The organism is Streptomyces sp. NPDC058812 (assembly GCF_042744565.1).
Classification (GTDB): Bacteria; Actinomycetota; Actinomycetes; order Streptomycetales; family Streptomycetaceae; genus Streptomyces; species Streptomyces thinghirensis.
In genome coordinates, this window is sequence record NZ_JBHYOB010000010.1 from 13,340 (window position 1) to 38,195 (window position 24,856).

Annotated in this window: 19 protein-coding genes; 14 read left to right on the forward strand and 5 right to left on the reverse strand. The window is 71.0% G+C overall.

The genetic code is table 11. The features are described 5' to 3' along the window. Positions 1-35: 35 nt before the first annotated feature. Positions 36-569, reverse strand: a complete 534-nt coding sequence (locus ACFW48_RS21575) for a TerD family protein (RefSeq protein ID WP_386316880.1) — start codon at positions 567-569, stop codon at positions 36-38. A 158-nt stretch (positions 570-727) separates the two neighbouring features. On the opposite strand from ACFW48_RS21575, the gene ACFW48_RS21580 reads away from it, so the two are divergent. From ACFW48_RS21580 to ACFW48_RS21590, 3 genes are all read left to right on the forward strand, one after another. Continuing rightward, a complete protein-coding gene (locus tag ACFW48_RS21580; protein ID WP_386316882.1) occupies positions 728-1,333 on the forward strand; it encodes a YdbC family protein in 606 nt (201 codons plus the stop codon). A gap of 121 nt (positions 1,334-1,454) precedes the next feature. Then, positions 1,455-2,114 carry a histidine phosphatase family protein gene (locus ACFW48_RS21585; protein WP_345636528.1) on the forward strand — a complete coding sequence of 220 codons (660 nt, stop codon included), beginning with the start codon at positions 1,455-1,457 and terminating at the stop codon, positions 2,112-2,114. Positions 2,115-2,126: 12 nt separating this feature from the next. Further along, positions 2,127-3,041: an ADP-ribosylglycohydrolase family protein gene (locus ACFW48_RS21590; protein ID WP_386316884.1), complete on the forward strand. Its 915-nt coding sequence runs from the start codon at positions 2,127-2,129 to the stop codon at positions 3,039-3,041. A gap of 216 nt (positions 3,042-3,257) precedes the next feature. Here ACFW48_RS21590 and ACFW48_RS21595 read toward each other — a convergent pair whose 3' ends face one another. Further along, positions 3,258-4,805, reverse strand: a complete 1,548-nt coding sequence (locus ACFW48_RS21595) for an MFS transporter (protein ID WP_386316886.1) — start codon at positions 4,803-4,805, stop codon at positions 3,258-3,260. Between the two features lie 184 nt (positions 4,806-4,989). On the opposite strand from ACFW48_RS21595, the gene ACFW48_RS21600 reads away from it, so the two are divergent. From ACFW48_RS21600 to ACFW48_RS21610, 3 genes are all read left to right on the forward strand, one after another. After that, a complete protein-coding gene (locus ACFW48_RS21600) occupies positions 4,990-5,610 on the forward strand; it encodes a TetR/AcrR family transcriptional regulator (protein WP_386316888.1) in 621 nt (206 codons plus the stop codon). An 81-nt stretch (positions 5,611-5,691) separates the two neighbouring features. After that, entirely contained in the window at positions 5,692-6,393 is a 702-nt protein-coding gene (locus ACFW48_RS21605; protein WP_345636522.1) for a ribonuclease HII, read from the forward strand. A 68-nt stretch (positions 6,394-6,461) separates the two neighbouring features. Next, complete coding sequence (locus ACFW48_RS21610; RefSeq protein WP_386316890.1) at positions 6,462-7,103, forward strand: hypothetical protein; 642 nt, start codon at positions 6,462-6,464, stop codon at positions 7,101-7,103. A 185-nt stretch (positions 7,104-7,288) separates the two neighbouring features. On the opposite strand, the gene ACFW48_RS21615 is transcribed toward ACFW48_RS21610, so the two are convergent. Both ACFW48_RS21615 and ACFW48_RS21620 read right to left on the reverse strand, forming a co-directional pair. Next, entirely contained in the window at positions 7,289-7,903 is a 615-nt protein-coding gene (locus tag ACFW48_RS21615; protein WP_386316892.1) for a hypothetical protein, read from the reverse strand. A gap of 281 nt (positions 7,904-8,184) precedes the next feature. Continuing rightward, a complete protein-coding gene (locus ACFW48_RS21620) occupies positions 8,185-10,350 on the reverse strand; it encodes a RecQ family ATP-dependent DNA helicase (protein ID WP_386316894.1) in 2,166 nt (721 codons plus the stop codon). Between the two features lie 143 nt (positions 10,351-10,493). On the opposite strand from ACFW48_RS21620, the gene ACFW48_RS21625 reads away from it, so the two are divergent. From ACFW48_RS21625 to ACFW48_RS21655, 7 genes are all read left to right on the forward strand, one after another. After that, the gene (locus ACFW48_RS21625; protein ID WP_386316896.1) at positions 10,494-12,050 is read left to right on the forward strand and encodes a DUF4192 domain-containing protein; all 1,557 of its coding nucleotides are present in this window, start codon (positions 10,494-10,496) and stop codon (positions 12,048-12,050) included. Between the two features lie 597 nt (positions 12,051-12,647). Continuing rightward, the gene (locus ACFW48_RS21630) at positions 12,648-14,567 is read left to right on the forward strand and encodes a glycogen debranching N-terminal domain-containing protein (RefSeq protein ID WP_386316898.1); all 1,920 of its coding nucleotides are present in this window, start codon (positions 12,648-12,650) and stop codon (positions 14,565-14,567) included. Positions 14,568-14,698: 131 nt separating this feature from the next. Then, on the forward strand, positions 14,699-15,457 hold the full coding sequence (locus ACFW48_RS21635; protein ID WP_375919975.1) for an NUDIX domain-containing protein: 759 nt from the start codon (positions 14,699-14,701) through the stop codon (positions 15,455-15,457). A gap of 123 nt (positions 15,458-15,580) precedes the next feature. Beyond that, entirely contained in the window at positions 15,581-17,812 is a 2,232-nt protein-coding gene (locus ACFW48_RS21640) for an ATP-binding cassette domain-containing protein (protein ID WP_386316900.1), read from the forward strand. A gap of 161 nt (positions 17,813-17,973) precedes the next feature. Continuing rightward, positions 17,974-18,861, forward strand: coding sequence for a sporulation transcriptional regulator WhiH (gene whiH / locus ACFW48_RS21645; protein ID WP_386316902.1), 888 nt, complete (start codon positions 17,974-17,976; stop codon positions 18,859-18,861). A gap of 424 nt (positions 18,862-19,285) precedes the next feature. Continuing rightward, on the forward strand, positions 19,286-20,818 hold the full coding sequence (locus tag ACFW48_RS21650) for an RNA polymerase sigma factor (protein WP_386316904.1): 1,533 nt from the start codon (positions 19,286-19,288) through the stop codon (positions 20,816-20,818). 147 nt (positions 20,819-20,965) lie between these two features. Then, entirely contained in the window at positions 20,966-21,820 is an 855-nt protein-coding gene (locus ACFW48_RS21655) for a S1 family peptidase (protein WP_386316906.1), read from the forward strand. Positions 21,821-21,931: 111 nt separating this feature from the next. Here the strand turns inward: ACFW48_RS21655 and ACFW48_RS21660 are convergent, their stop codons facing one another. Beyond that, the gene (locus tag ACFW48_RS21660) at positions 21,932-22,162 is read right to left on the reverse strand and encodes a hypothetical protein (RefSeq protein ID WP_055419847.1); all 231 of its coding nucleotides are present in this window, start codon (positions 22,160-22,162) and stop codon (positions 21,932-21,934) included. A 440-nt stretch (positions 22,163-22,602) separates the two neighbouring features. Between ACFW48_RS21660 and ACFW48_RS21665 the strand changes: the two genes are divergently transcribed. Then, positions 22,603-24,726, forward strand: coding sequence for a type IIA DNA topoisomerase subunit B (locus ACFW48_RS21665; RefSeq protein ID WP_386316908.1), 2,124 nt, complete (start codon positions 22,603-22,605; stop codon positions 24,724-24,726). The last annotated feature ends 130 nt before the right edge of the window (positions 24,727-24,856 follow it).

Here is a 24,856-nt window from a genome sequence, read left to right on the forward strand (position 1 = left end):
TTACTCACGTACGGGCCCCTACTCGACGCGCGAGGTCAGGGGCGGCGGGCCCTCCCCATCACGCGTGCGAACGTCGCGGGATCGCCCTCGAAGCCGTGCACCCCGGCCCGGAACTCCCAGGCCCCCGTCTCGTCCCGGACGAACTCCGCGACCGTCGCCGCGGTCGCGTCCAGCACACCGCTGAAGTCGTCCGTGGCGAGGTCGGTGTAGCCCTCCCTGATACGCAGGCCCGGGCCGGACACGTCGGCGAAGGTCCGGTCCTCGGTGCGCTGCTGGATCGCGACGCCCACCACCACGCGCGTGTACCGGGCGTCGAGCCGCTCCAGCTCCAGCATCATGACCTCGTCGAAACCGAAGCCCTTGCCGTCTTGGCTGTCCCGGTTGAGATAGATGGTGCCGTCGGGGGAGCGGCTGTCGAAGTGCACCACGTAGGAGGGGTCGCCGTACGGATCCGCCGCCGTGTAGGTCCCCGCGACGACGTCCAGGTCGGCGGGCGGTTCACCCGCCGGACTCGGGTCCCACCGCAGCGCGACCTCGACCTTGCCGATTCCCTTGCTGAGGCCGTTCACGAACTTCCCCTTCCCAGGTCCCCCGCCCTGCCCGGCCACCTCAAGTGCCGAGCGGTGACGGCCGGTTGTCCATCCTGCCACGCACAGCGAGGCTATTGCGGGCAAGCGGTCCTCCGGAGAGTGACCGGTGCCACGTTCCCTGGCCTTACCATGGCGCGGTGCTGGTCAAGTGGATTCGCTGCACCGTGGTGGACCGCCGCGGTTTCGAGCGGGGGCAGCGAAAGTGGGCGGGGCTTCCGGGGGAGCCGGGTTTTCGGGGGCAGGGGGGTGGCTGGAGCCGGGGACGGCAGGACGTGGCGCACGTCTTCGCCTTCTGGGAGAGCCGTGCCTTCTACGACTCCTTCATGGCCCGCTCGCACGACCGGCTCGCCGCTGCCCAGGCGGGTACCTTCAAGGACGCCCAGGTCAGGCTGTTCGACTACCGGTTCGATGTGAAGACCGGGTTCGAACCGCGCTTCACGGACGCCGACCTGCTGCGGGTGGCGCTCTGCCGTGTCCACGAGGAGCGGGCCGAGCACTATGTCCTCATGCAGGAGAAGGTCTGGAACCCCGCGATGGCCGGCTCGCCCGGCATGGTCCGCGGGCTGTTCGGAGAGGCGCCGGGGAACGAGTACCTGGTGCTGTCCATGTGGCGGTCGGCCGCCGAGCACGGCAAGTACCGCACCGAGCGGGTGGAGCGGCTCGCGCTGCGCGCCCAGACCGAGGCCGACATCGCGGCCCTGACGGGGGACATCGTGCAACTGGAACCCACGTGGACGGTTTGAGATCCGGACCGACTCCCCCGGTGCCGACGTACGCCGACCGGGATGTGGGGACTGTGTGACGTACGCCGTATGGGGCCCGTTGGAGTGCTTGCTTCGGCCCGTCCCGATCTAGGGTTCTGGCATGGCACGACCACGGCGCATCGTTCTTGTCCGGCACGGCGAGTCGACGGGCAACGTCGATGACTCCGTGTACGAGCGCGAACCCGACCACGCGCTGGCCCTCACCGCGCAGGGCCGGGCGCAGGCCGAGGAGACGGGCAAGGGGCTGCGCGAGGTGTTCGGCGGCGAGCGGGTCAGTGTGTACGTCTCCCCGTACCGCCGGACGCACGAGACGCTGCGCGCCTTCAACCTCGACCCGGGACTCATACGGATACGGGAGGAGCCGCGGCTCCGCGAGCAGGACTGGGGCAACTGGCAGGACCGGGACGACGTGCGTCTGCAGAAGGCCTACCGGGACGCCTACGGCCACTTCTTCTACCGCTTCGCCCAGGGCGAGTCCGGAGCCGACGTGTACGACCGGGTCGGCGGCTTCCTGGAGAGCCTGTTCCGCAGCTTCGAGGACCCCGATCATCCGCCGAACGTGCTCCTGGTGACCCACGGTCTGGCCATGCGGCTGTTCTGCATGCGGTGGTTCCACTGGACGGTCGCGGAATTCGAGTCGCTGTCGAATCCCGGGAACGGCGAGATGCGGATGCTCGTTCTCGGTGAGGACGGCAAGTACACCCTTGACCGCCCCTTCGAACGCTGGCGAGATCCGGAACCGTACGGGATCACCGGATAGAGTGGCAGTGCGATGACCGCTCATTCATCTCCAGACGGGCGCCTGGACCGGGCCCTGTCCAGCCTGCGCGGACTGTCGGTGGGGGACGCGCTGGGCTCACAGTTCTTCGTGCCCGCGAACTACCCACTGCTGAAACTCCGCGAGCTGCCCCCCGGCACCTGGCAGTGGACGGACGACACGGAAATGGCCTGCTCCGTGGTCTCCGTCCTGGCCACGCACCACCGCATCGACCAGGACGCGCTGGCGCTCTCCTTCGCCCGGCACCACGATTTCGACCGCGGCTACGGCCCCGCGGTCAACCGCCTCCTGCGACTGGTCCGGGAAGGCGGCGACTGGCGCGAACTCGCCGCCGCGCTGTTCAACGGCCAGGGGTCCTGGGGCAACGGCGCCGCCATGCGTATCGCGCCGCTGGGCGCCTGGTACGCGGACGACCCCGAGCAGGCGACCCATCAGGCAGAGATCTCGGCCTACCCCACGCACCAGCACCGCGAGGCGGTGGTCGGCGCCATGGCGGTCGCCGCGGCCGCCGCACTGGCCGCGGACCCCGCCGGCCCGCCCGCCCCGCACGCGCTCCTCGACGGGGTCGTCGCCCTGGTACCGAAGAGCGCGGTCGGCGCCGGACTCCGCCGCGCCCGGGACATGCTCGACTACGGCGACGCGGCCACGGTCGCGGCGGTGCTGGGCTGCGGCAGACGTACGACCGCCCACGACACGGTTCCCTTCGCCCTCTGGTCCGCGGCACGCGCCCTCGGCGACTACGAGCGCGCTTTCTGGACGACCGCCCAGGTCGGCGGGGACGTGGACACGACCTGCGCCATCGTGGGCGGAGTGGTCGCCGCCGGCAAGGCGGGAGCGCCGCCGGCCGAGTGGGCCGGGCGGGTCGAGGCGCTGCCCGGGTGGATGGTGACGTCGGCCCAGCCGGCCTGAGACGGGCGGCCGGCACAGGGGTGACGGAATCCGCTTCAACTCTCCGTGTGTGCCGGGAACTCTCCGTGACCGGCCGTCCGTTGTCGTGACATCCGCTGTGCGAGGCATGAGCCCCGCACAGCCCGGAGTGTCACGAGGGGGTGGGTCATGGAGGTATGGCTGTTGCCGGTCTCCGCGCTGCTGTCCCTCGTGCTGCTCGCCCGGTCGAGCGCACCGTCAGCCGATTCCCGGCCCGGCCGAGCCGGACAGGGCCTCCAGATCGCTCTTGCGCACCCGGACCACCAGCCACGCCGTGGCCAGGGCGAGTACGGCCATGGCGGCAGCCGGAATGAAGGCCGCAGAGATGCCCTGCGCCAGCACTTCGTGCCCCCACGGCGCCGGCAGCCGGTGCGTCTGGGCGAACTCCGCCTTCTGTTCCGCGGAGCCGTTGGTGAGGAAGTCCGCCCCCTGCTTCTCCGCCTCGTCCTTGGTCGCCGTGCCGAACACCGTCGTCAGGATCGCGAGGCCGATCGATCCGCCCACCTGCTGCATCGCGTTGAGCAGGCCGGACGCCGCGCCCGCCTCGTGCTGGGCGACCCCGGAGACCGCGGTCAGCGTCAGCGTCACGAAGTTCAGGCCCATGCCGAACCCGAAGATCAGCATCGGTCCGAGGACTCCGCCGACGTAGGAGCTGTCGGAGCTGATGAGGGCCTGCCAGCCGAGCCCGACCGCGGCGAGTGCAGAGCCCACGACCATGAACGGCTTCGGGCCGAACACGGGCAGGAACCGCTGCGACAGCCCCGCCCCGAGCGCGATCACCACCGTGACCGGGAGGAAGGCCAGACCGGCCTGGATGGGGGTGTAGCCCAGCACGTTCTGAACGAACAGCACGATGTAGAAGAACATGCCGAACATCGCCGCGGCCAGGCTCAGCATGATCACGTACGTGCCGGCGCGGTTGCGGTCGGCGAACATCCTCAGCGGGGTGATCGGCTCCTTGGCCCGCGACTCGATGAACGCGAAGGACAGCAGCAGGACCACCGCGGCCGCGAAGGAACCGATGGTCAGGTCGTCCCGCCAGCCCTCGTCCGCGGCCCGGATGAAGCCGTAGACGAGAGACGCCATGCCCGCCGTCGAGGTCACCGCCCCGGCGATGTCGAAGCGTCCCGAGTGCCGCTCGGACTCGCTGATGTACAGCGGGGTGAGCACGGCGATCAGTACACCGATCGGCACGTTGACGAAGAGCACCCAGCGCCAGTCGAGCCACTCGGTGAGCATGCCGCCCGCCAGCAGGCCTATGGCGCCGCCGCCCGCGGACACGGCCGCGAAGACGCCGAAGGCCCGGTTGCGTTCCGGTCCTTCGGGGAAGGTGGTGGTTATGAGGGCCAGCGACGTTGGCGACGCGATGGCCCCTCCCACACCTTGCAGGACACGCGCCGCCAGCAGTTGCCAGGGTTCCTGGGCGAAGCCACCGAGCAGCGAGGCGAAGGTGAACAGCAGGATGCCGGTCATGAAGACCCGGCGACGGCCGAGGATGTCACCGGCTCGGCCGCCGAGCAGGAGCAGACCGCCGAAGGTGAGCGTGTAGGCGCTGACGACCCAGGTGAGGTCGGTGGTGCTGAAGCTGAGCGCTTCTTGAATGTGCGGGAGAGCGATGTTCACAATCGTCGCGTCGAGTACCACCATGAGTTGGCAGGCCGCGATGACCGTGAGCGCGATGCCGGGACGCCCCTCCCGGCGGGCCGCTCCCGGCTTCTGGTCTTTGATCAGGGAAGAGGTTGTCACTATGTGTCCCCCACGACTGACTTAGTGAACGCTTGCGTTCACTGTTGCTTCAACGTTAGTAACTCCCCGACAGTGAACGCAAGCGTTCACTTGTTGTGCCGCCGTGCGCGTCGTCCCCCGTTGTGTCCGCGCGGCAGCTCCCTGACCCCGAAAACCACTTTCCCCGCTCCTGGAGACCCTCGACATGGTTGCTTCGCACTGGGCGGCCGCCTCCGCCCGGACGCCCTCCCGCAGGCGTGGCGCGGTTCTCGAACGCGCGATCCTCGACGCCGCGCTGGACCAGCTCGGCACCGTCGGATGGAACGGCCTGACGATGGAGGGTGTGGCCGCCGGAGCCCAGACCGGCAAGGCTGCGGTCTATCGCCGCTGGCCGTCCAAGGAGGACCTCGTCGCGGACGCGCTCAGGTCCGGGCTGCCGCGTTTCGACACGGTGCCCGACCTCGGGAGCGTGCGCGAGGACCTCCTGGCGCTGTGCCGGAGGGCGCGCGACGCGATGTTCTCCCGCCCTGGTTTTGCCTTGCGATCGGTGATTCACGAATGCGACAGCATGCAGGCGGAGCGTTTCCACGCGGTGATCCTCAAGGGGGTGGTCGAGCCGACTCTCATGATGCTCCGCGAGGTCATCAGCCGCGGAATAGAGCGGGGAGAGGTCCGGAGCGACGCGGCGAACGGATACGTCTTCGATGCCATCCCGGCAATGATGATGTACCGCTCGAAGATTTGTGGAAGTGAATGGACGGACCAGGAGATCGAGGAAATGATCGACCAGCTGATGGTTCCGCTGCTGCGGCCCGACGGCGTCTGACTCCCGGCCGCACGCGCTCTGGTCCCGTTTGGGGAACCGGGGTGTCGCCGGAGGTTCGGGGCGGCGTAGGCTAATCACGCCATGCCGTACGAACCACCTACTCACACCGTCGAGCGCTCTCTCCGCGCCACGACCGGAGCGAAGATCATTGCCGGTGTCGACGAGGTGGGGCGCGGTGCGTGGGCCGGGCCGGTCACCGTCTGCGCCGCGATCACCGGACTGCGTCGGCCCCCGGCCGGCCTCACCGACTCCAAGCTGCTCACCATCAAGCGACGCACGGAACTCGCCGCGGAGCTGCGGACCTGGGTGACCTCCTACACCCTGGGGCACGCCTCTCCGGAGGAGATCGACGCACTGGGGATGACCGCGGCGCTGCGACTCGCGGCGGTGCGCGCCCTGGAGACCCTGCCGATCCGCCCCGACGCCGTCATCCTCGACGGCAAGCACGACTACCTCGGGACGCCTTGGAAGGTCCGTACGGTGATCAAGGGCGACCAGTCCTGCGTGGCCGTCGCGGCCGCATCGGTGCTCGCCAAGGTCCAGCGCGACAAAATGATGGCCGAACTGGGTATCGACCATGCAGACTTCGGTTTCGCGGACAACGCCGGGTATCCGTCGCCCGTGCACAAGGCCGCACTGGAGGAACGGGGACCCACCCCGCACCACCGGTTGTCGTGGGCGTATCTTGATGCGCTGCCCCAGTGGCGGCACCTCAAGAAGGTCCGCAGTTGGGTGGACGGAAGCGTTCCGGAAATCGAGGGCCAGCTCGGATTCGATTTCTGACGGTTCCGCTCGCAGGCATGTGCCACCCGCCGACGCGAGCCGCACCAACGTTTGATAAATATCAGCTCATGCCTCTCATTCCCGAGGAGCCTCAGATTCACGAGCAGGCCCAGGGTCCCCGCGCCACTCCGGCCAGCGGCCGTACCGCGCCGACCCCTCGCCCCGTACCCGGCCCCCGCCCTGCGGCTCCGCCGCGCCCCGGCCGTCCCGGTCCCGTGCGGCCGGCGCCGCCGGCGCAACGCGCGTCGCGTGACACGGCCGCGACCGAACCCGGCCCGTCGGGTCCGGCTGCTCCGGCAGCCGCCCCGGCCGCCCCGGCCGCCCCGCAGATCCAGTTGATCCCGGCCTCTCCCGAAGGCGCGCTCGACGCCGCCGAGGAGGCCGTGGACCTGCTGCTGGACTCGGGTCGCGCCCCCGGTGACGTGCTGGTGATCACCACCGGCGAACCACACCCGTGGGCCGCCCACGAACTGTCCTTCGGCGATGCCGCCTACTGGGCTCAGCACGACGCGGGCGACGACGTCTTCTACGCGGACGCCGCCGTCGCGGATCGTGCCGCGCCGAGGGCCGTGGTCGTGGTCGCGCTCAGTGGCGGCCCCGAAGCCGCCGCTGTCACCGCCCTGTCCGTGGCCCATTCCCGGGCCGGCGCTCTGCTGATCGTCTGCGGTGACCCGCAGCGGATCAACTCGGTGCTGGGCGCGGGCGTCTGAGCCAGTTCCGCCGTGCGCGGCGGACGCCGGTGTGACACGGGGGCCGCCGAGTCGGCCCCCGTACGGTGGCGGCTTGGGCGTGCCCGGGCGGGCTACGTCCGCTGGGCGACGTACGGGTGTCGCCAGGTGCTCTCACAGACCTGGACGTCGCGCAGCGACCCCGGTTCGGACGGCGCCCGTGGCGCTCAGCGAGCCGCCGCGCGGCGCAGCACGTCCGACGCCACGCCGCCGGTGCGCGGTGGCGGTGGCGACGTCTCCGACGTGGCGAACGGCTCCGGCGCGGACGCCGCGTTGGGCCGGCGCCCCCCACGGCCCTCGCCGAGGACCTGCCAGCCGTCACGGGTCAGCGTGATGTACGCGCCGCAGCGCAGCCCGTGCAACGTGCACGCGTCCCGCAGCCCCCACATCCACGCGCCGTCCTCCTCCGTCCAACGCGCATCGCCCTCGCGGCAGTAGAGCAGCACAGCGGTGCGCACCGGAGTGCGGCGCCGCAGGTCGTGCGGGATGACCCGGCGAAGCTGGGCGAGCAGCGCGTTGCGGAACATCCATCCGTCGGCCAGGGTCCGTTGGCTGGTGAACGAGGCGCTCGCACGCAGTCGTTCGTCCGGATCGAGCACGGCCACGATCGCGGTCGCCGGCCTGGGGCGGTGCCGCGAGTGCAGTCCGCCGACGATCTCCCGTGGATTGCGCAGCAGCGGGATCCCGGCGGCGGCCCACTCCGCCGGTTCGAGCATGCGAGTGGCGGAAGCGGCGGACGGCGACAATGAAGCCGCCGAGGACGGAGCGAATCCGAAGGTCACGTTCCTCCCTTCGGCTGCGCGCCCGCACTGCGGGCGGGGTCGGATTCGGGGGAGCGCGCACCGCAGTGAAGCCCTGCCGGATCACGGACGAGCCGTGCGGGGAGCGGACTTCAATTCTTCCTGTCGAACTTGGTTGCGGCAACGAGCAATTGGGACCGACGACCGTTATCGGATGATGCGCGTCCTATATCCCTACCCAGAGCGCACCCGGGTGACGCACGGGGCGCCCCACCCGCAGCCGCGCGGAGCTTGGGTCCGACGACGTGCGCCGCGGCGGGCGATCAGCCTTGCACGGCCAGGACCAGTGGCAACACCCCCCGGGCGCCGGCGCGGCGGAGCAGCCGGGCCGCCACCGCGAGGGTCCAGCCGGTCTCGGTGCGGTCGTCCACGAGCAGAACCGGACCCTCAAGTCCGGTGAGCGTGGTGGCGAGGGCGGACGGCACCGTCAGCGTGCCGTCGAGTGCCTTGAGTCGCTGCGCGCTGTTGCTGCGGGACGCCCTGGGCGCCTCGCCCGTGTACTCGACCGAACCGAGCAGCGGCAGCCGGCCGACCTCGGCGATGCGCGCGCCGAGAGAGTGGATCAGCTGGGGCCGGGTGCGCGAGGCGATGGTCACCACCCCGACGGGACGTGGCCGGCCGTCGGCCGCGCCCGAGGCCCAGCCGCCGGGCCCCTTCGCCCAGTCGACGAGCACGGCGACGACGGCTTTCGCGACATCGTCCGGCACGGGGCCGTCCGGAGCCTGGGCCGAGAGCATCGGTCGCAACCGGTTGCCCCAGCCGATGTCGGACAGCCGGCCCAACGCCCGGCCAGGCTCGGCCTGTTCCCCGGCCGGAATGCGCCCCTTCAGTTCGACGCCGATGGCCGGAAGCCCGGTCGGCCACATGCGGCGGGGCTCCACTTCGACGCCGGCCCGGCCCAGATCGACCCGCGCGGCGTCGAGGGCGTCGGTGGAGGTGTCCGCGGTGAAGCGCGGGCCCGCACAATTGTCGCAGTGGCCGCAGGGCTTGGCCCCCTCGTCGTCCAGCTGGCGTTGCAGGAACTCCATCCGGCAGTCCGTCGTCGAGGCGTAGTCGCGCATCGCCTGCTGCTCGGCCTTCCGCTGCCGCGCGACCCAGTCGTACCGCTCCGCGTCGTACGTCCACGGCTGCCCGGTCGCGATCCAGCCGCCCTTGACGCGCTTGACCGCGCCGTCCACGTCGAGGACCTTGAGCATGGTCTCCAGGCGGGAGCGGCGCAGCTCCACGAGGGGCTCCAGAGCGGGCAGGGACAGGGGACGCTCCGCGCCCGCGAGGATGTCGAGCGTGCGGCGCACCAAGTCCTCCGACGGGAAGGCCAGCGAGGCGAAGTACTCCCAGATCGCCTCGTCCTCCTTCCCCGGCAGAAGGAGCACCTCGGCATGCTCGACACCGCGTCCGGCACGGCCGACCTGCTGGTAGTACGCGATGGGAGAGGAGGGCGAACCCAGGTGCACCACGAAACCGAGGTCGGGCTTGTCGAATCCCATGCCGAGCGCCGAAGTGGCGACCAGTGCCTTGACCCGGTTGGCGAGCAGGTCGTCCTCGGCCTGCTGCCGGTCCGCGTTCTCGGTCTTGCCGGTGTAGGAGGCGACGGTGTGGCCGCGCTGCCGCAGGAAGGCGGTGACCTCCTCGGCGGCGGCCACGGTGAGCGTGTAGATGATCCCGGAGCCCGGGAGCCGGTGGAGGTGGTCGGCGAGCCAGGCCAACCGGTGCGCGGCGTCGGACAGCCGCAGCACGCCCAGGCTGAGGCTCTCCCGGTCCAGCGGGCCGCGCAGCACCAGCGCGTCCGACGCACCGCCGGTGCCGAGCTGCTCCGCCACGTCGGCGGTCACGCGCGCGTTGGCGGTGGCCGTGGTCGCCAGGACGGGCACACCAGGTGGGAGATCGGCGAGCATCGTGCGCAGCCGCCGGTAGTCCGGGCGGAAGTCGTGACCCCAGTCGGAGATGCAGTGGGCCTCGTCCACCACGAGCAGCCCGGTCGCGGCGGAGAGCTTGGGCAGGACCTGATCGCGGAAGTCCGGGTTGTTGAGCCGCTCGGGACTCACCAGCAGTACGTCGACCTCGCCCGCGGCGATCTCGTCCTGGACCGCGTCCCACTCCTCGGTGTTGGAGGAGTTGATGGTCCGGGCGCGGATGCCGGCCCGTGCGGCGGCCTCGACCTGGTTGCGCATCAGCGCGAGCAGCGGGGAGACGATCACCGTGGGCCCGGCTCCCCGGTCACGGAGCAGCGCGGTCGCCACGAAGTAGACCGCGGACTTGCCCCATCCCGTGCGCTGGACGACCAGGGCCCGGCGCCGGTCGGCGACCAGCGCCTCGATCGCCCGCCACTGGTCCTCCCGCAGCCGGGCCGCGCCGGAGGCGTCCCCGACGAGGCGGGCGAGGACCGTGTCGGCGGCTGTCCGGAGATCCGCGTTGCTCGTGTGCTCCATGCGTTCCATACAACAGGACGGGACTGACAGCCGGGCGGTGGGGCGGGACGGCGCGGTCGCCGGGCGCCGCCAGGTGACGTGTTCCTGATGGGAGTTATCCACAGGGCAAAGCGGAACTTCTCCATCCGCGAGATCGTCGGGCCATGACGAACCACAGCGAAACGACTGGATCCTCAGAGAACGGCGACATCCCGGGCCCCGTGAAGCCCGGCCGGACGGCCCGCACCCGGTACGACGGCCCCGGCGACGAGCACCAGGTCACCCTGCGCACCCCCGCCGAGTTGGCCGACGCCCTGCCGTACCTGCTCGGGTACCGCCCCGAGGACAGCATCGTCCTGGTCGCCCTGCGCGACAGGGACGGGCGGGGCCGTTTCGGCGGCCGGGCCCGGCTCGGCATTCCCGCGAACGCGGACGACTGGACAGGCGCCGCCGGACAGCTGGTCCACGGCCTGGTGACCGGCAGCGAGCGCCGAGGCGTGAGGCCCGAGCAGATGGTCGCCTACCTCTGCCAGGAACCGGCGCAGGGCGAGACCGGCCGGGAGGTGATGGAGCGGCTGCGGCCGCTGGCCCAGAAGCTGCGCGTCGAGTGCGGTGCCCTCGACGTACCGGTCGTCGAGGCGCTGTGCATCTCGGCGGGCCGCTTCTGGTCGTACTGCTGCGACGAGGAAGCCTGCTGCCCGGCGGAGGGGGTGCCCATGGGGCTGCCGGGCACGTCCGTGCTGGCCGCGGCGGCCACCTACGCCGGTATCCAGGTACGCGGTTCGCTGAGCGAGCTGCGGGCCAGGTTGCTGCCCCGGGAGAACGCCGCGGCCCTCGAACAGGAGGCGGCCCTGGACGCGGCCGCCGTGACAGTGGTCTCCAGGATCCTCGATGAAGCCGGGCGTTCGGACGTGGCCGAGGAGACGCTGGATCTGGCGCGGCGGGTCATGCGACGCCTCACCGACGCCCCGCCCGTGTCCGGCATGCCCGCCGAGGATCTGCGCGACGACCAACTGCTCGGGCACGACGAGGCGGCGGCCCTGATCCTCGGCCTCCAGGACCGTACGACCCGTGACCGTGCGGCGGAGTGGATGGAGGGTGACGAGGCGGGACCCGCGTTGCGTCTCTGGCGGGCCCTGGCCCGTCGCTGCGTCCGCTCCTACGGCGAACACGCGGCCGCGCCCCTCACGCTCGCGGGATGGGTCGCATGGTCCGCCGGTGATGAACTGGAGGCCCGGGAGGCTCTGGCCATGGCACTCGGCGCAGATCCCGACTACCTCTTCGCCCGGCTCCTGCACCAGGCGTGCAACGAGGGCCTCGATCCCGAGTCGGTCCGCCGCTGCCTGCGAGCGGAGCGCGGGGGCCGTGGAGGCAGGGGAGACGGCGCCGCGGACGGGGGAGAGCAGCCCGGCGGGCCCGCGAAACGCCGGCCGGACGAGCCCTCGTCCGCTCCGCAGGCGCCGCCCGGCCGCCGGCGCCGCACGCGCTCCGCCGTCCCGGCCGATGGGGTCCGTCGCCGTGCGAGGGCGCAGGGCCGTGAGCCGGGCGGGAGGATCGGGCGTCCCCGCACTCCGGCGGGTGGCGAACGCCCGGGCGGCGCACGGACGGTCCGAACGCGGTCGCGCGCCTCGGGGACAGAGGCCACGGGCCGGAAGGCGACCTGCGCGGAAGGGGCAAGTGCGGGAGAGCACGGGACTGAAGGGGGCGAAGACCGAGCCTGAAAGCGGGGTCCCTCGGGTCAGAGGTGACTGCCGGGGAAAGGCCGGACGTCGGTCAGCGACGGGGCGCCATACGGCACCGAGCTCTGCTGCTTTCTGCCGTCGTGGCCGGTCGGCAGGTACCGGAGGACAGGGGTGGGGGAGGCGGTCCGCGGCCCCGCACGCTCATCTGCCGGGCATCCCCGCCGCAAGCGTGACCCGAAGGACACCCGCTCCGTTCACCTGAGTGGCGGAACGCCCGAACCGGTCGGGTCACCGCACCGCAGCCGTCCGGTCGGACCCCACACGGCGCCGTTCCGCCAGAGGCGCACCGAGCGAAGAGGAAGCCCTCCCATGCACCAGCCGACCCCGCCCTTCGCCGCCCCGGACACCTCTGCCGCCGGACGGAGGACCACGCTGCCGCCCCTTGCCGTCTCCTTGGCGCATGCCGGGAAGCGCGGCTCGGGGCAGGGACAGAACCTCGGCCCGCCGACGGTCCGCCCCCGGCCGGGGGCGCCCCTCTCGTCGGCGTGGTCGGGTGCGGAGCCGGTGACTCCTCGGAGTGCGCCGTCCGCGACGCCGCCCCACAGATCCGGGGACCTGCCGCCCGCTCACAGGACCATGATCGGCGTGGCCCTCCCCGGCCTCGTGATCTCCACGGAACAGGGGCAGCTGACCGGCCTGGGGCTGGAGGGGTTCTACCGCGCGGGCCGACGCCTGCTCTCCCGGTGCCGCCTTCGCGTGGCCGGGCGTGAGCCCCTCCCGTCGCAGGCCCGGATGGCAAGCGCCCACCGTGCCCGGTTCGTGGGGACGATTCGGACGTCGTCCGCGCCTGGGCCGGACCCGGACGTCATGATCGAGCGGACCCGGGACGCCGACGGTACGGAGCGGATCACGCTGCGCAGTTGGGCAGCCCACCCACTGCGGCTGCCGGTCGAGGTGGCCCTCGGCACGGACCTGGCCGACCTGGGATCGATCGCCGCCGGCCGCGCGGGCCCCGCCCTGTCGGCCAGTGTCCACGACTCCGGCCTGCGGTGGTCCGGCGCCGCGGGCAGTGCGTCGGTCACGGCCGTCCCGCCGCCCGCCGACGCACTGGCCTCCGCCGGACTGCTGCGGTGGGAGTTGCTGCTGCCTCCGGGCGGCAGCACGAGCCTCGAACTGCGTGTACGACCGGACGGCGCGGGCCCGCTCCGGGCGGTGGGCCGCACGGCGGCCGACCCGCTGGCCTCCGCGCACGCCACCGGCGACGACCCCGCAGTCCCCGCCCTCCTGAAGACCAGCATCGAGGACCTCAGAGCCCTGCTGCTGCGCGATCCCGCGCATCCCGCCGACGTCCATCTCGCGGCGGGCGTCCCCTGGCGCTGCGGCCTGGCCCCCGCCGAGGCTCTCGCCGCCGCCCGGATGACACTTCCTCTCGGCACCCGGCTGGCCGCCGGTACGCTGCGCGCCCTCGCCCGCACCCAGCACCGCGGCCCCGGTCCGCGGTCCGGCCTGATCCCCGGACCCAGACGTGACACCGGTCCGCACCTGCCGCCGGGCTGCACCGGCACCGAGGCGACCCTGCTCTTTCCCGTGCTCCTCGCGGAAGCCCGCCGCTGGGGGCTTCGCGAACACGAGACGCAGGAGCTGATGCCGACGGTCGAGCGGTGTCTGGCCTGGCTGCGCACCACCGCCGGAGACGGAACGTACGTACCCGATCCGCACCCGGACGGCCCCGTCCGATGCGAGACCCAGGCTCACGCCCACCGCGCCGCGCTGCTCGGCGCCGAGCTGCTCGATGACTTCGGCAGGCCGGGCGGTGACGGACTGCGGCAGTGGGCCCGGCGGCTGCGGACGGCGTTCCAGCGGGACTTCTGGATCGACGACCGGGCAGGCGGACGGCCCGCGGCGGCACGGGCCCCGGACGGACGCCTCGTGCCGCACCTGAGCGCGGCAGCGGCTCACCTCCTCGACACCGGGCTGCTCGGTGGGGGCGCCCCGGCTCCGGGCCTGCTCGACCCGGCGCAGACCGGTCGACTCGCCCGGCTGCTGGGCAATCCGGCCATGGACTCGGGCTGGGGTCTGCGCGGACTGGCGGAGAAGGAAGCGGGATACAACCCGTTCGGACATCGCGCCGGGGCGGTACGGGTCCAGGAGACGGCGATCGCGGTGGCGGGTCTGGCCGCTGCCGGTCACGAGAAGGAGGCGGGCTCGCTGCTGCGCGGCGTAGTGGCCGCGGCGGGCACCTTCGGCCACCGCCTGCCGGAGATGTACGCGGGCGAGCAACACACCGACGCGGGCGCGCCCCTGCCGCACCCGGCGGCCTGCCGTCCCGCCGCCACCGCGGCTGCCGCCGGGGTGCTGCTGCTGACCACGCTCGCGGGCATCCGCCCCGACGCCCCGGCCAAGACCGTCACCCTGCGTCCCGTACGCGACGCGCCTCTGGGGGAGCTCGGACTCACGGGGCTGCGGGTCGCCGGAGCGCCGTTCTCGGTCCGGGTCAGCCGACTCGGTCTGGCCATGGTCGAAGAGGCCGCCGACGGGCTGCAACTAGGAGCCTGACCTGGCAGTACGTGGCCTCGCACGGCATCCGGGGAACGGACGGTGAGACGCGGGCCCCAGCGAAGTGGACCAGCCGACGAAGCGGTGACGAAGGGAGTGTTTATCGTCAGGAAGACGACTATGATCGCCGCATGCCCTACGACCCGTCAGCCTTTCCGCCCTTCGCCGTCACTGTGGACCTGGTCGTGCTGACCGTTCGCCGCCACTCCCTGTGCGCGCTGGCGGTGCGCAGGGGCGAGCCGCCGTTTCAGGGTCGCTGGGCCCTGCCCGGCGGTTTCGTACGGGCCGACGAGGATCTGGCGCAGGCGGCGGCGCGGGAGCTGGCCGAGGAGACGGGACTGTGCGTCCACGATCCGGTCGCACCCACCCAGGACAACGGTGCCCACCTTGAGCAGCTCGCGACGTACGGCGATCCCGAGCGCGACCCCCGGATGCGCGTGGTCAGCGTCGCCCATCTCGCGCTCGCTCCCGACCTGCCCGCACCAAGAGCGGGCGGCGACGCCAGCAACGCGCGCTGGGCGCCGGTCGAGGAACTGCTGGAGCAGGCTGGTTACGGCCATGACGGCGAGCCGGTGGCGCCGCTCGCCTTCGACCACGCCCAGATCCTGGCGGACGGGGTGGAGCGAGCCCGCTCCAAGATCGAGTACTCGTCGCTGGCCACCGCGTTCTGTCCGCCCGAGTTCACCGTCGGCGAGCTGCGGCGCGTCTACGAGGCGGTGTGGAGCGTGGCGCTCGACCCGCGCAACTTCCACCGCAAGGTGACGGGCACGCCGGGCTTCCTCGTCCCCACCGGCGGCACGACCACCCGCCAGGGCGGCCGTCCCGCTCAGCTCTTCCGGGCCGGCGGCGCGACTCTCCTCAACCCCCCGATGCTGCGCCCCGAGGTGTGACGGCGAGCCCGGGCAGGACCCCGGAGCGAACGGCGAACAAGGGATCGAGGGGGCCCGTCACCTCGTGTCCGGCAGGCCTTGACATGCCGGAAAATCCGGATATGGCACGCTATCTTGCTACGGGTGATCCAGGCCTTCGGACTGACCAGCAATCCCCGCAAGGAGCTTCCGCCCGCCGTCGACGACGTCTCCTTCGAGGCGCGCGCGGGCCACGTCACCGCACTGCTCGGAGCAGCGGGCGCCGGCAAGACGACGGCGCTCAGACTCATGCTCGAACTCCAGCACGGCCGTGGTCTCACCTACTTCAGAGGCCGGCCCCTGCACCGCATCGCCCACCCCTCACGCGAGGTCGGAGTCTTGCTGGGAGATGTGCCGGGGCACCCGGCCCGCACGGTTCGCGGTCATCTCCGCATGCTGTGCGCGGCGGCCGGGGTTCCCGTCCGGCGGGCCGACGAAGTCCTGGAGTCGGCCGAACTCGTGGGCCTGCGCGGCGAGCGCCTCGGCACCCTTTCCCGCGGTATGGACCGACGCCTCGGACTGGCCTGTGCTTTGCTTCCCGATCCGCACACCCTGGTGCTCGACGACCCCGCGGGAGCGCTGTCCGCGCATGAGGCCCGTCGCCTCCACGACACGCTGCGTGCCCATGCCGCCCAGGGCGGCACCGTCCTGTTCAGTACGGCGGATCCCAAGGAGGCCGCGCGTACCGCCGATCACGTCGTCACGCTCGAAAAGGGCAGAGTCGTCGCCGATCAGGAGGTGGCGGACTTCTCCCGTACCCGCCTGCGCCCCCGCGTCGCGGTCCGCAGCCCGCACGCCGCCCGACTCGCCGCCCTGCTGACCAAAGAGGCGCGCGCGGCCCGCCGTTCCGTCGAGGTCGTACGCGAAGGCGGCAACCGCCTCGCGGTGTACGGCAGTACGTGTGCCGACATCGGTGAAACCGCATTCCGTCACGGGATCCTCGTACACCAACTGGCCGACGAGATCGGTGACATGGGCCCCGGGGCGGGCGTGGTGCCCGCGGCCCGGCAGCAGGGTGCCGAAGACAGCCGGGCGTCCGACAAGGGGAACCCGACCGCCCCTCGCCTGACCCTCGCCGACCCGCCGCCCCCGGCCGCGACCGCGACCGCCTCCGGCGGAGCCGGCCCGAACCGCTCCCGCTCCCCCTCAGACGACGACAGCTCGCAGCCCGGGGGACCACAACCGTCCCCCGCCGGGCCCGCAGACGCTCGTACTCCCGACGACGGACCCGTGGCTGACGGTGCTGCTGCGTCAGATGGTGCGCCCGTGCCTGGGCATGGTTCTGCTCCGGACGCTGCCCCTGTGACCAGAGACGCCTCTGCTTCCGGGGACGCCCCCGCGCCCGGAGCCACACCCGCGCCCGCGCTCCGGAGCGCGCCCGCACCGCCCGGCGACGCTCCCAGCCCCGCCAGCCCCGCCAGCCCCTCCGGGGCCGACTCCGCCCACATCCCACCCGCCCTCGCCGCCCCCCGGCGCACACCGCGCCCGTACACCGCCCTCACCCCCGCCGCAGCGGACACCCGGAAGGCGGCGTCCTCGCTTCCGCCTCCCATCTCCGTCCGCTCCGCCCCCAGCCCCCTCAGCCCACTCCGCTACGAACTCCGCCGTGCGGTCGGCATCAGCACCGGGTTCGTCACCGGCGCCGTCGTACTCGTCGTGTCCGCCGTCACCGCCGTGGTCCTGGCGCGCGTCGGGCATACCCCGCAGCCACGTCTCCTGGCCGCGTGGCCACGGGAACTGCCGCTGCCGCCCGCGGCGCTCGGGGCGGGGCTGCTCGGTGCGCTCTCCTTCGGTGACGAGTTCCGTCATCCCGCTTTGGCGGCGGACCGCGGCACCGTGCCCCGCCGTATGGGGCTGCTGGCCGCCAAACTCCTCGTATCCGCGGCCACCGCGCTGGTGCTGGCCGCCCTGACGGTCGGTTGCGACGCCGAAGTGCTTCATCTGTTCTACGGACAGGAGGTCGCGAGGGTTCCCGCCGACTGGCCCGCGCTGACCGCTGGTTGGCTCGGGCTCGTCGTCGGATGCGCCTGGTCCGGTGTGCTTGCCGCGGGCGTCTTCCGCTCCACCACGGCCGGGCTCGCCGCGGTGGTCGCCGTCCCCGTCCTCGTCGTACCGCTCGTACAAAGGGTCTGGGCGGGCCCGTCCGTGCGGACCGCCGCCGGTTTCCCGATGAGGGTGCGCGAGGTCCTCCTGACGCAGTGGCCGTTCGGTGGTGAGCGGTATCTGGCCGAGGTGCTGCGCATGATCGTCCAACCCGTCGGCAGCGCGCTGACGTTGTCGCTGACCGCTCTGCTCTGCGCATACCTGCTCATGACCCTGCGCAGCAGGGCCCGATGACCTCCGCCTCACCCTTCCGTTCCGACCGTGTGCGCAACTCCCCGGGGAAAGCCCATTTCTTTCCGATAAGGCGTCAATTGCGACGGGGTGAGCGATCACCCTTTCGTGTGCTTTTCACCAAAGACCTCAAGGGAGTTGAGGACGGCGCCGACAAAGGATGCGTGAGTACCCTTGCGCACACCATGATGACCGCCGCCCGCTCCGCCGACTCCGGCCTCGCGAACCCGGGCGAACTCGACCGCTACCCCTACGCCGAGGCGCCCGCCGTCGACCGCGTCGGGGTGCCTGCCTGGGAAGGGGTGGAGCCCGAGCTGGGCCGCGTGGGTCGGCGCACCGCGGGCAGCCGTGGCCGCGGACTGCACGGGCAACTCGTCCAGCAGCTGGGCCAGATGATCGTTTCGGGCGACCTGGGCGCCGACCGCCCGCTGGTGCCCGAGGAGATCGGCCAGCGTTTCGAGGTGTCCCGCACCGTCGTCCGTGAGTCCCTCCGCGTCCTGGAAGCCAAGGGGCTGGTCAGCGCCCGCCCGAATGTCGGCACGCGCGTGCGTCCCGTCAGCGACTGGAACCTCCTCGACCCGGACATCATCGAATGGCGTGCGTTCGGGCCGCAGCGCGACGACCAGCGCCGCGAGCTCAGCGAACTGCGCTGGACGATCGAGCCCCTCGCCGCGCGCCTCGCCGCCGGGCACGGGCGTGAGGACGTCCAGCAGCGTCTGTCCGACATGGTCGGGATCATGGGTCACGCCATGGGGCAGGGTGACGCGCTCACCTTCTCGCGCGCCGACGCCGAGTTCCACTCGCTGCTCATCCAGATCGGCGGCAACCGCATGCTGGATCACCTCTCCGGGATCGTCTCCGCCGCCCTCCACGTCTCCGGCGGCCCGGTCACGGGCTGTGACCGGCCGAACGACGTCTCGCTGGCGCAGCACGGCAGGATCGTCGACGCCCTCGCCACGGGGGACGGCGCGGCGGCCGAGGCCGCCATGCGCCAACTTCTGACCGTCCACCCCGAGGTGGAACGTGTGGTGCCCGCCCCGCGCGAGCACTGACCACGTTCCGCCGCAACGGCGCGGGCCGGGCACGCCAGACCCCTCCTATGGCAGTGATCGGCCGGTTCGCCGGCACCGGACCCCGCGGAATCCCTGTGATTCCGCGGGGTCCGACGGTGTGATGAGAGGCTGAGCCTCCCGGTGCGGTCAGGTTGTACTCACTGGTGACCTTGTTTATCCGTGTCTGGCCGATTTTGAACGCTTACGGGGTGTGACTCGGGCCACGCGGATTGAGCGTAACGCTCGTGGGAACAACGCGATGACCTAAGAGGTGACAGCCGCGGAGGGAATACGGACGCCGTTCATGGCGCTGTGCATCTCCCCGGCACACCCGCGCCGTCGGCCCACTCCCAAGCCGGCGGTCGGCTCCTGTCCATCATGGATGGGGCCGGAAGCCGTTTTCCAACGTTCCGAGAGGTTGTTCGTGTCGGCCAGCACATCCCGTACGCTCCCGCCGGAGATCGCCGAGTCCGTCTCTGTCATGGCGCTCATTGAGCGGGGAAAGGCTGAGGGGCAGATCGCCGGCGACGACGTGCGTCGGGCCTTCGAAGCTGACCAGATTCCGGCCACTCAGTGGAAGAACGTACTGCGCAGCCTCAACCAGATCCTCGAGGAAGAGGGTGTGACGCTGATGGTCAGTGCCGCAGAGCCCAAGCGCACCCGTAAGAGCGTCGCAGCGAAGAGTCCCGCCAAGCGCACCGCCACCAAGGCGGTAGCGGCGAAGACGGTGACCAGCAGGAAGGCCACCGACCCCGCCGCCCCGGCGGCGCCCGCCACCGACCCCGCCGTCGAGGAAGAGGCGCCCGCCAAGAAGGCGGCGGCCAAGAAGACGACCGCCAAGAAGGCGGCAGCGAAGAAGACGACCGTCAAGAAGACGGCGGCCAAGAAGACCACCGCCAAGAAGGAAGACGGCGAGCTTCTCGAGGACGAGGCGGTCGAGGAGCCGAAGGCCGCGACGGAGGAGCCCGAGGGCACCGAGAACGCGGGTTTCGTACTGTCCGACGACGACGAGGACGACGCTCCGGCCCAGCAGGTCGCCGCGGCCGGCGCCACCGCCGACCCGGTCAAGGACTACCTCAAGCAGATCGGCAAGGTCCCCCTGCTCAACGCCGAGCAGGAGGTCGAACTCGCCAAGCGCATCGAGGCGGGTCTGTTCGCCGAGGACAAGCTGGCGAACTCCGACAAGCTCGCGCCCAAGCTCAAGCGTGAGCTGGAGATCATCGCCGAGGACGGCCGCCGCGCCAAGAACCACCTCCTGGAGGCCAACCTCCGCCTGGTGGTCTCCCTGGCCAAGCGCTACACCGGCCGCGGCATGCTCTTCCTGGACCTCATCCAGGAGGGCAACCTCGGTCTGATCCGCGCGGTGGAGAAGTTCGACTACACCAAGGGCTACAAGTTCTCCACGTACGCCACCTGGTGGATCCGTCAGGCGATCACCCGCGCGATGGCCGACCAGGCCCGCACCATCCGTATTCCGGTGCACATGGTCGAGGTCATCAACAAGCTCGCGCGCGTGCAGCGCCAGATGCTCCAGGACCTGGGCCGCGAGCCCACCCCGGAGGAGCTGGCCAAGGAACTCGACATGACCCCGGAGAAGGTCATCGAGGTCCAGAAGTACGGTCGCGAGCCCATCTCGCTGCACACCCCGCTGGGCGAGGACGGCGACAGCGAGTTCGGTGACCTCATCGAGGACTCCGAAGCGGTCGTTCCGGCCGACGCGGTCAGCTTCACGCTCCTGCAGGAGCAGCTGCACTCCGTCCTCGACACCCTGTCCGAGCGCGAGGCGGGCGTCGTCTCCATGCGTTTCGGTCTCACCGACGGTCAGCCGAAGACCCTCGACGAGATCGGCAAGGTGTACGGCGTCACGCGTGAGCGCATCCGCCAGATCGAGTCGAAGACCATGTCGAAGCTGCGTCACCCGTCGCGCTCCCAGGTGCTGCGCGACTACCTCGACTAGGTCGCGGTCGTTCGAGCGGTCGTACGAGCGACAGGGCCCGGTTCCACCAGGTGGGGAATCGGGCCTTCGCGTTGACCAGCGGGTGCGCGGTGCGGCGGGCTGGATCACTCTGGGTGTTCCATCACCATCTCGGAGTGAGGAGCCTGCATGCGTCGCCTCTTTGCCCGGGCACTGGCCCGGCCGCTGGTCCTGGCGGCCGCGGCGACCGCGATACCGCTGGTGTCCGTTGCCCCCGCGTCCGCCGACAGCATCGTCGTCGGAGGCTTTCCGGTCGAAGTGTCCGACAGTCCGTGGACCGTCGCCCTGTCCAGCCGTGACCGGTTCGGAGGTACGCGGGCGGGACAGTTCTGCGGGGGAGTGGCCGTCGGCCGCACCACCGTGCTCACGGCGGCCCACTGCCTGGGCGAGGAGGTTCTCGGGTCGCCGCCCGAGCAGGTGCGCGACCTACGGGTCATCGCCGGCCGTACCGACCTGCTCTCGGACCGGGGGCAGGAGATTCCCGTCCGCGACGTCTGGGTGAACCCGGCGCACGACGACGTCAGCAACGCCGGTGACTTCGCGGTGCTCACGCTTTCCGGAGCCCTTCCCGCCGGCTCGGTCATAGGGATGGCGGGGCAGGGCGACCCCGCGTACGGACCCGAGACGGGAGCGCTCGTCTACGGATGGGGCGACACCTCGGGCGCCGGGGACTACGCGAACGGCCTGCGGGCGGCACGCGTGCGCGTACTCCCGGACGCGCTCTGTGAGCGGGCGTACCCGGGAAGCGACGATGGGCGGTATCTCGCCGACAGCATGCTCTGTGCCGGGGAGAACGCAGGTGGCCGCGATGCCTGCCAGGGGGACAGCGGAGGACCGCTGGTCGCCCAGGGGAGGCTCATCGGGCTCGTGTCCTGGGGGAGCGGCTGCGGGCGTCCGGGCAGTCCCGGGGTCTACACGCGCGTCTCCGCCGTTCTGCGGACGCTGGGATGGGACTCCGCCTCGCGGCAGCGCGAGGGCGTCTGACGGCCTCTGAGAGCTTGCCGGGTACGAGCACGGGCGGCCGCCTCCGGATGTCGGGGGCGGCCGCCCGTTCCTCGGCCTGTGCCGGGCTGGCTCGTCGTCGGGCGCGTAGCGTCAGCGCTCTTCCTCCGGGGAAGATTCCGGAACGGCCGTCAGCCGCTCCGTCTCGTCCTGTATCTCAGCGGCGATCTTCTTGAGTTCCGGCTCGAACTTGCGCCCATGGTGGGCGCAGAAGAGCAGTTCTCCGCCGCTCAGCAGGACGACGCGCAGGTATGCCTGGGCGCCGCAGCGGTCGCAGCGATCAGCGGCCGTCAGCGGGCTTGCGGAAGTCAGAACAGTAGTCACGTCGCCTCTTCTCTAGCTCGACGAGCTGTCGTACCAGGGTCAACATCCAACCAGCCCCAAAACGTTCCCGCTCGTGGCTTTTCCTCGAAAAAACTTTCCGAGGGGCAGGCTGTTGCCGGTTGGCGGCGAATGTGCCGTATTGCGTGTCTCTGTGTCGTACGGGTTCGCGCAGTCGGTCAGTGTCAGTCCCGCCGGCTGGGTTGCCGGTTTGTTCATGAGGACGTGCCCGGAGCCTAAATGGTTCATGCCTCGAAGGGAACGTGATGTGTACTTCACCCCATCGAGGGATCGAACAGGTATGCGACGCTGGACTAGGGTGTGTCCTCGACGAGGGTGGCGTTACAACGGCTCTACCAGGCCTCGGTACCCTCTGACCGGTGAACCGAGCCGCGCCCTTACCCAGCGGGGCCCCATCTGAAATTCAGCGAGGAGCGAACCGCGTGACCGCCGAGACATCCGTGCCGTCCACTGCGCTGCTGGCAGGAGCAGACCGGGACGGATCCAACTACACCGCGCGGCACCTGCTCGTCCTCGAGGGGCTCGAGGCCGTACGCAAGCGTCCGGGCATGTACATCGGATCGACCGACAGCCGTGGCCTGATGCACTGCCTGTGGGAGATCATCGACAACTCCGTCGACGAAGCCCTCGGCGGTTACTGCGACCACATCGAGGTGATCCTCCACGACGACGCGTCGGTGGAGGTCCGGGACAACGGCCGGGGCATCCCGGTCGACGTCGAGCCCAAGACCGGCCTGTCCGGCGTCGAGGTCGTCATGACCAAGTTGCACGCCGGCGGCAAGTTCGGCGGCGGCTCGTACGCGGCCTCCGGCGGTCTGCACGGCGTCGGCGCCTCCGTGGTGAACGCCCTGTCCGCCCGGCTGGACATCGAGGTGGACCGCAGCGGGCACACCAACGCCATCAGCTTCCGGCGCGGCGTTCCCGGCGCGTTCACCGGGACGGGCCCGGACGCCAAGTTCGAGGCCGGGAGCGGGCTGCGCAAGGCCAAGAAGATCCCCAAGAGCCGCACCGGGACGCGTGTGCGGTACTGGGCCGACCGGCAGATCTTCCTCAAGGACGCCAAGCTCTCCCTGGACAACCTGCACCAGCGGGCCCGCCAGACCGCGTTCCTGGTGCCCGGACTGACCATCGTCGTCCGTGACGAGTTCGGCCTCGGCGACGGCGGCAGCAAGGGTGAGGAGTCCTTCCGCTTCGACGGCGGCATCAGTGAGTTCTGCGAGTTCCTGGCCAGTGACAGGCCCGTCTGCGACGTCCTCCGCTTCAGCGGGAACGGCAGCTTCAAGGAGACGGTCCCCGTGCTCGACGAGCACGGCCAGATGACGCCCACCGAGGTCACCCGCGACCTCGGCGTCGACGTCGCGATGCGCTGGGGGACCGGTTACGACACCACCCTCAAGTCGTTCGTCAACATCATCGCCACGCCCAAGGGCGGCACCCACGTCGCGGGCTTCGAACAAGCGGTGGCCAAGACGATGAACGAGGTGCTGCGGACCAAGAAGATGCTGCGCGTCGCCGAGGACGACATCGTCAAGGACGACGCCCTGGAGGGCCTCACGGCGGTCGTGACGGTCCGCCTCGCCGAGCCGCAGTTCGAGGGCCAGACCAAGGAGGTCCTCGGCACCTCGGCAGCCCGGCGGATCGTGAACAACGTCATCACCAAGGAACTCAAGGCGTTCCTGACCTCCACCAAGCGCGATGCCGCCCAGCAGGCCCGGGTGATCATGGAGAAGGCCGTCGCGGCGGCCCGTACCCGCATCGCCGCCCGTCAGCACAAGGACGCCCAGCGCCGCAAGACGGCTCTGGAGTCCTCCTCGCTGCCCGCGAAGCTCGCCGACTGCCGCAGCGACGACGTGGACCGCAGCGAGCTGTTCATCGTCGAGGGCGACTCCGCACTGGGCACGGCGAAGCTTGCCCGGAACTCCGAGTTCCAGGCGCTGCTGCCGATCCGCGGCAAGATCCTCAACGTCCAGAAGTCGTCCGTGACCGACATGCTGAAGAACGCCGAGTGCGGCGCGATCATCCAGGTCATAGGAGCCGGATCGGGCCGCACCTTCGACATCGACGCGGCTCGCTACGGCAAGATCATCATGATGACCGACGCCGATGTGGACGGCTCCCACATCCGCACCCTGCTGCTGACCCTGTTCCACCGCTACATGCGGCCCATGGTGGAGGCGGGCCGGGTCTTCGCCGCGGTGCCGCCGCTGCACCGCATCGAGCTCGTCCAGCCCAAGAAGGGCCAGGACAAGTACATCTACACGTACTCGGACCGCGAGCTGCGCGACACGCTCATGGAGCTCCAGAGCAAGAACATCCGGTACAAGGACTCCATCCAGCGCTACAAGGGTCTGGGTGAGATGGACGCCGACCAGCTGGCGGAGACGACCATGGACCCGCGGCGGCGCACCCTGCGCCGCATCAACCTCACCGATCTGGACTCCGCCGAGCAGGTCTTCGACCTGCTGATGGGCAACGACGTCGCTCCCCGCAAGGAGTTCATCTCCAGTTCGGCGGCGACGCTCGACCGGTCGCGCATCGACGCGTAACGGTCCGTAACCGTACGTAGCCTTCGAGCCGGACCCGGGGTCGACAACCCCGGGCCCGGTGAGGCTCAAGGACCGGGGTCGGACTGCGTTACGCGTACGGGAAAGGGCTCGTGCGGCACCCCGGACACAG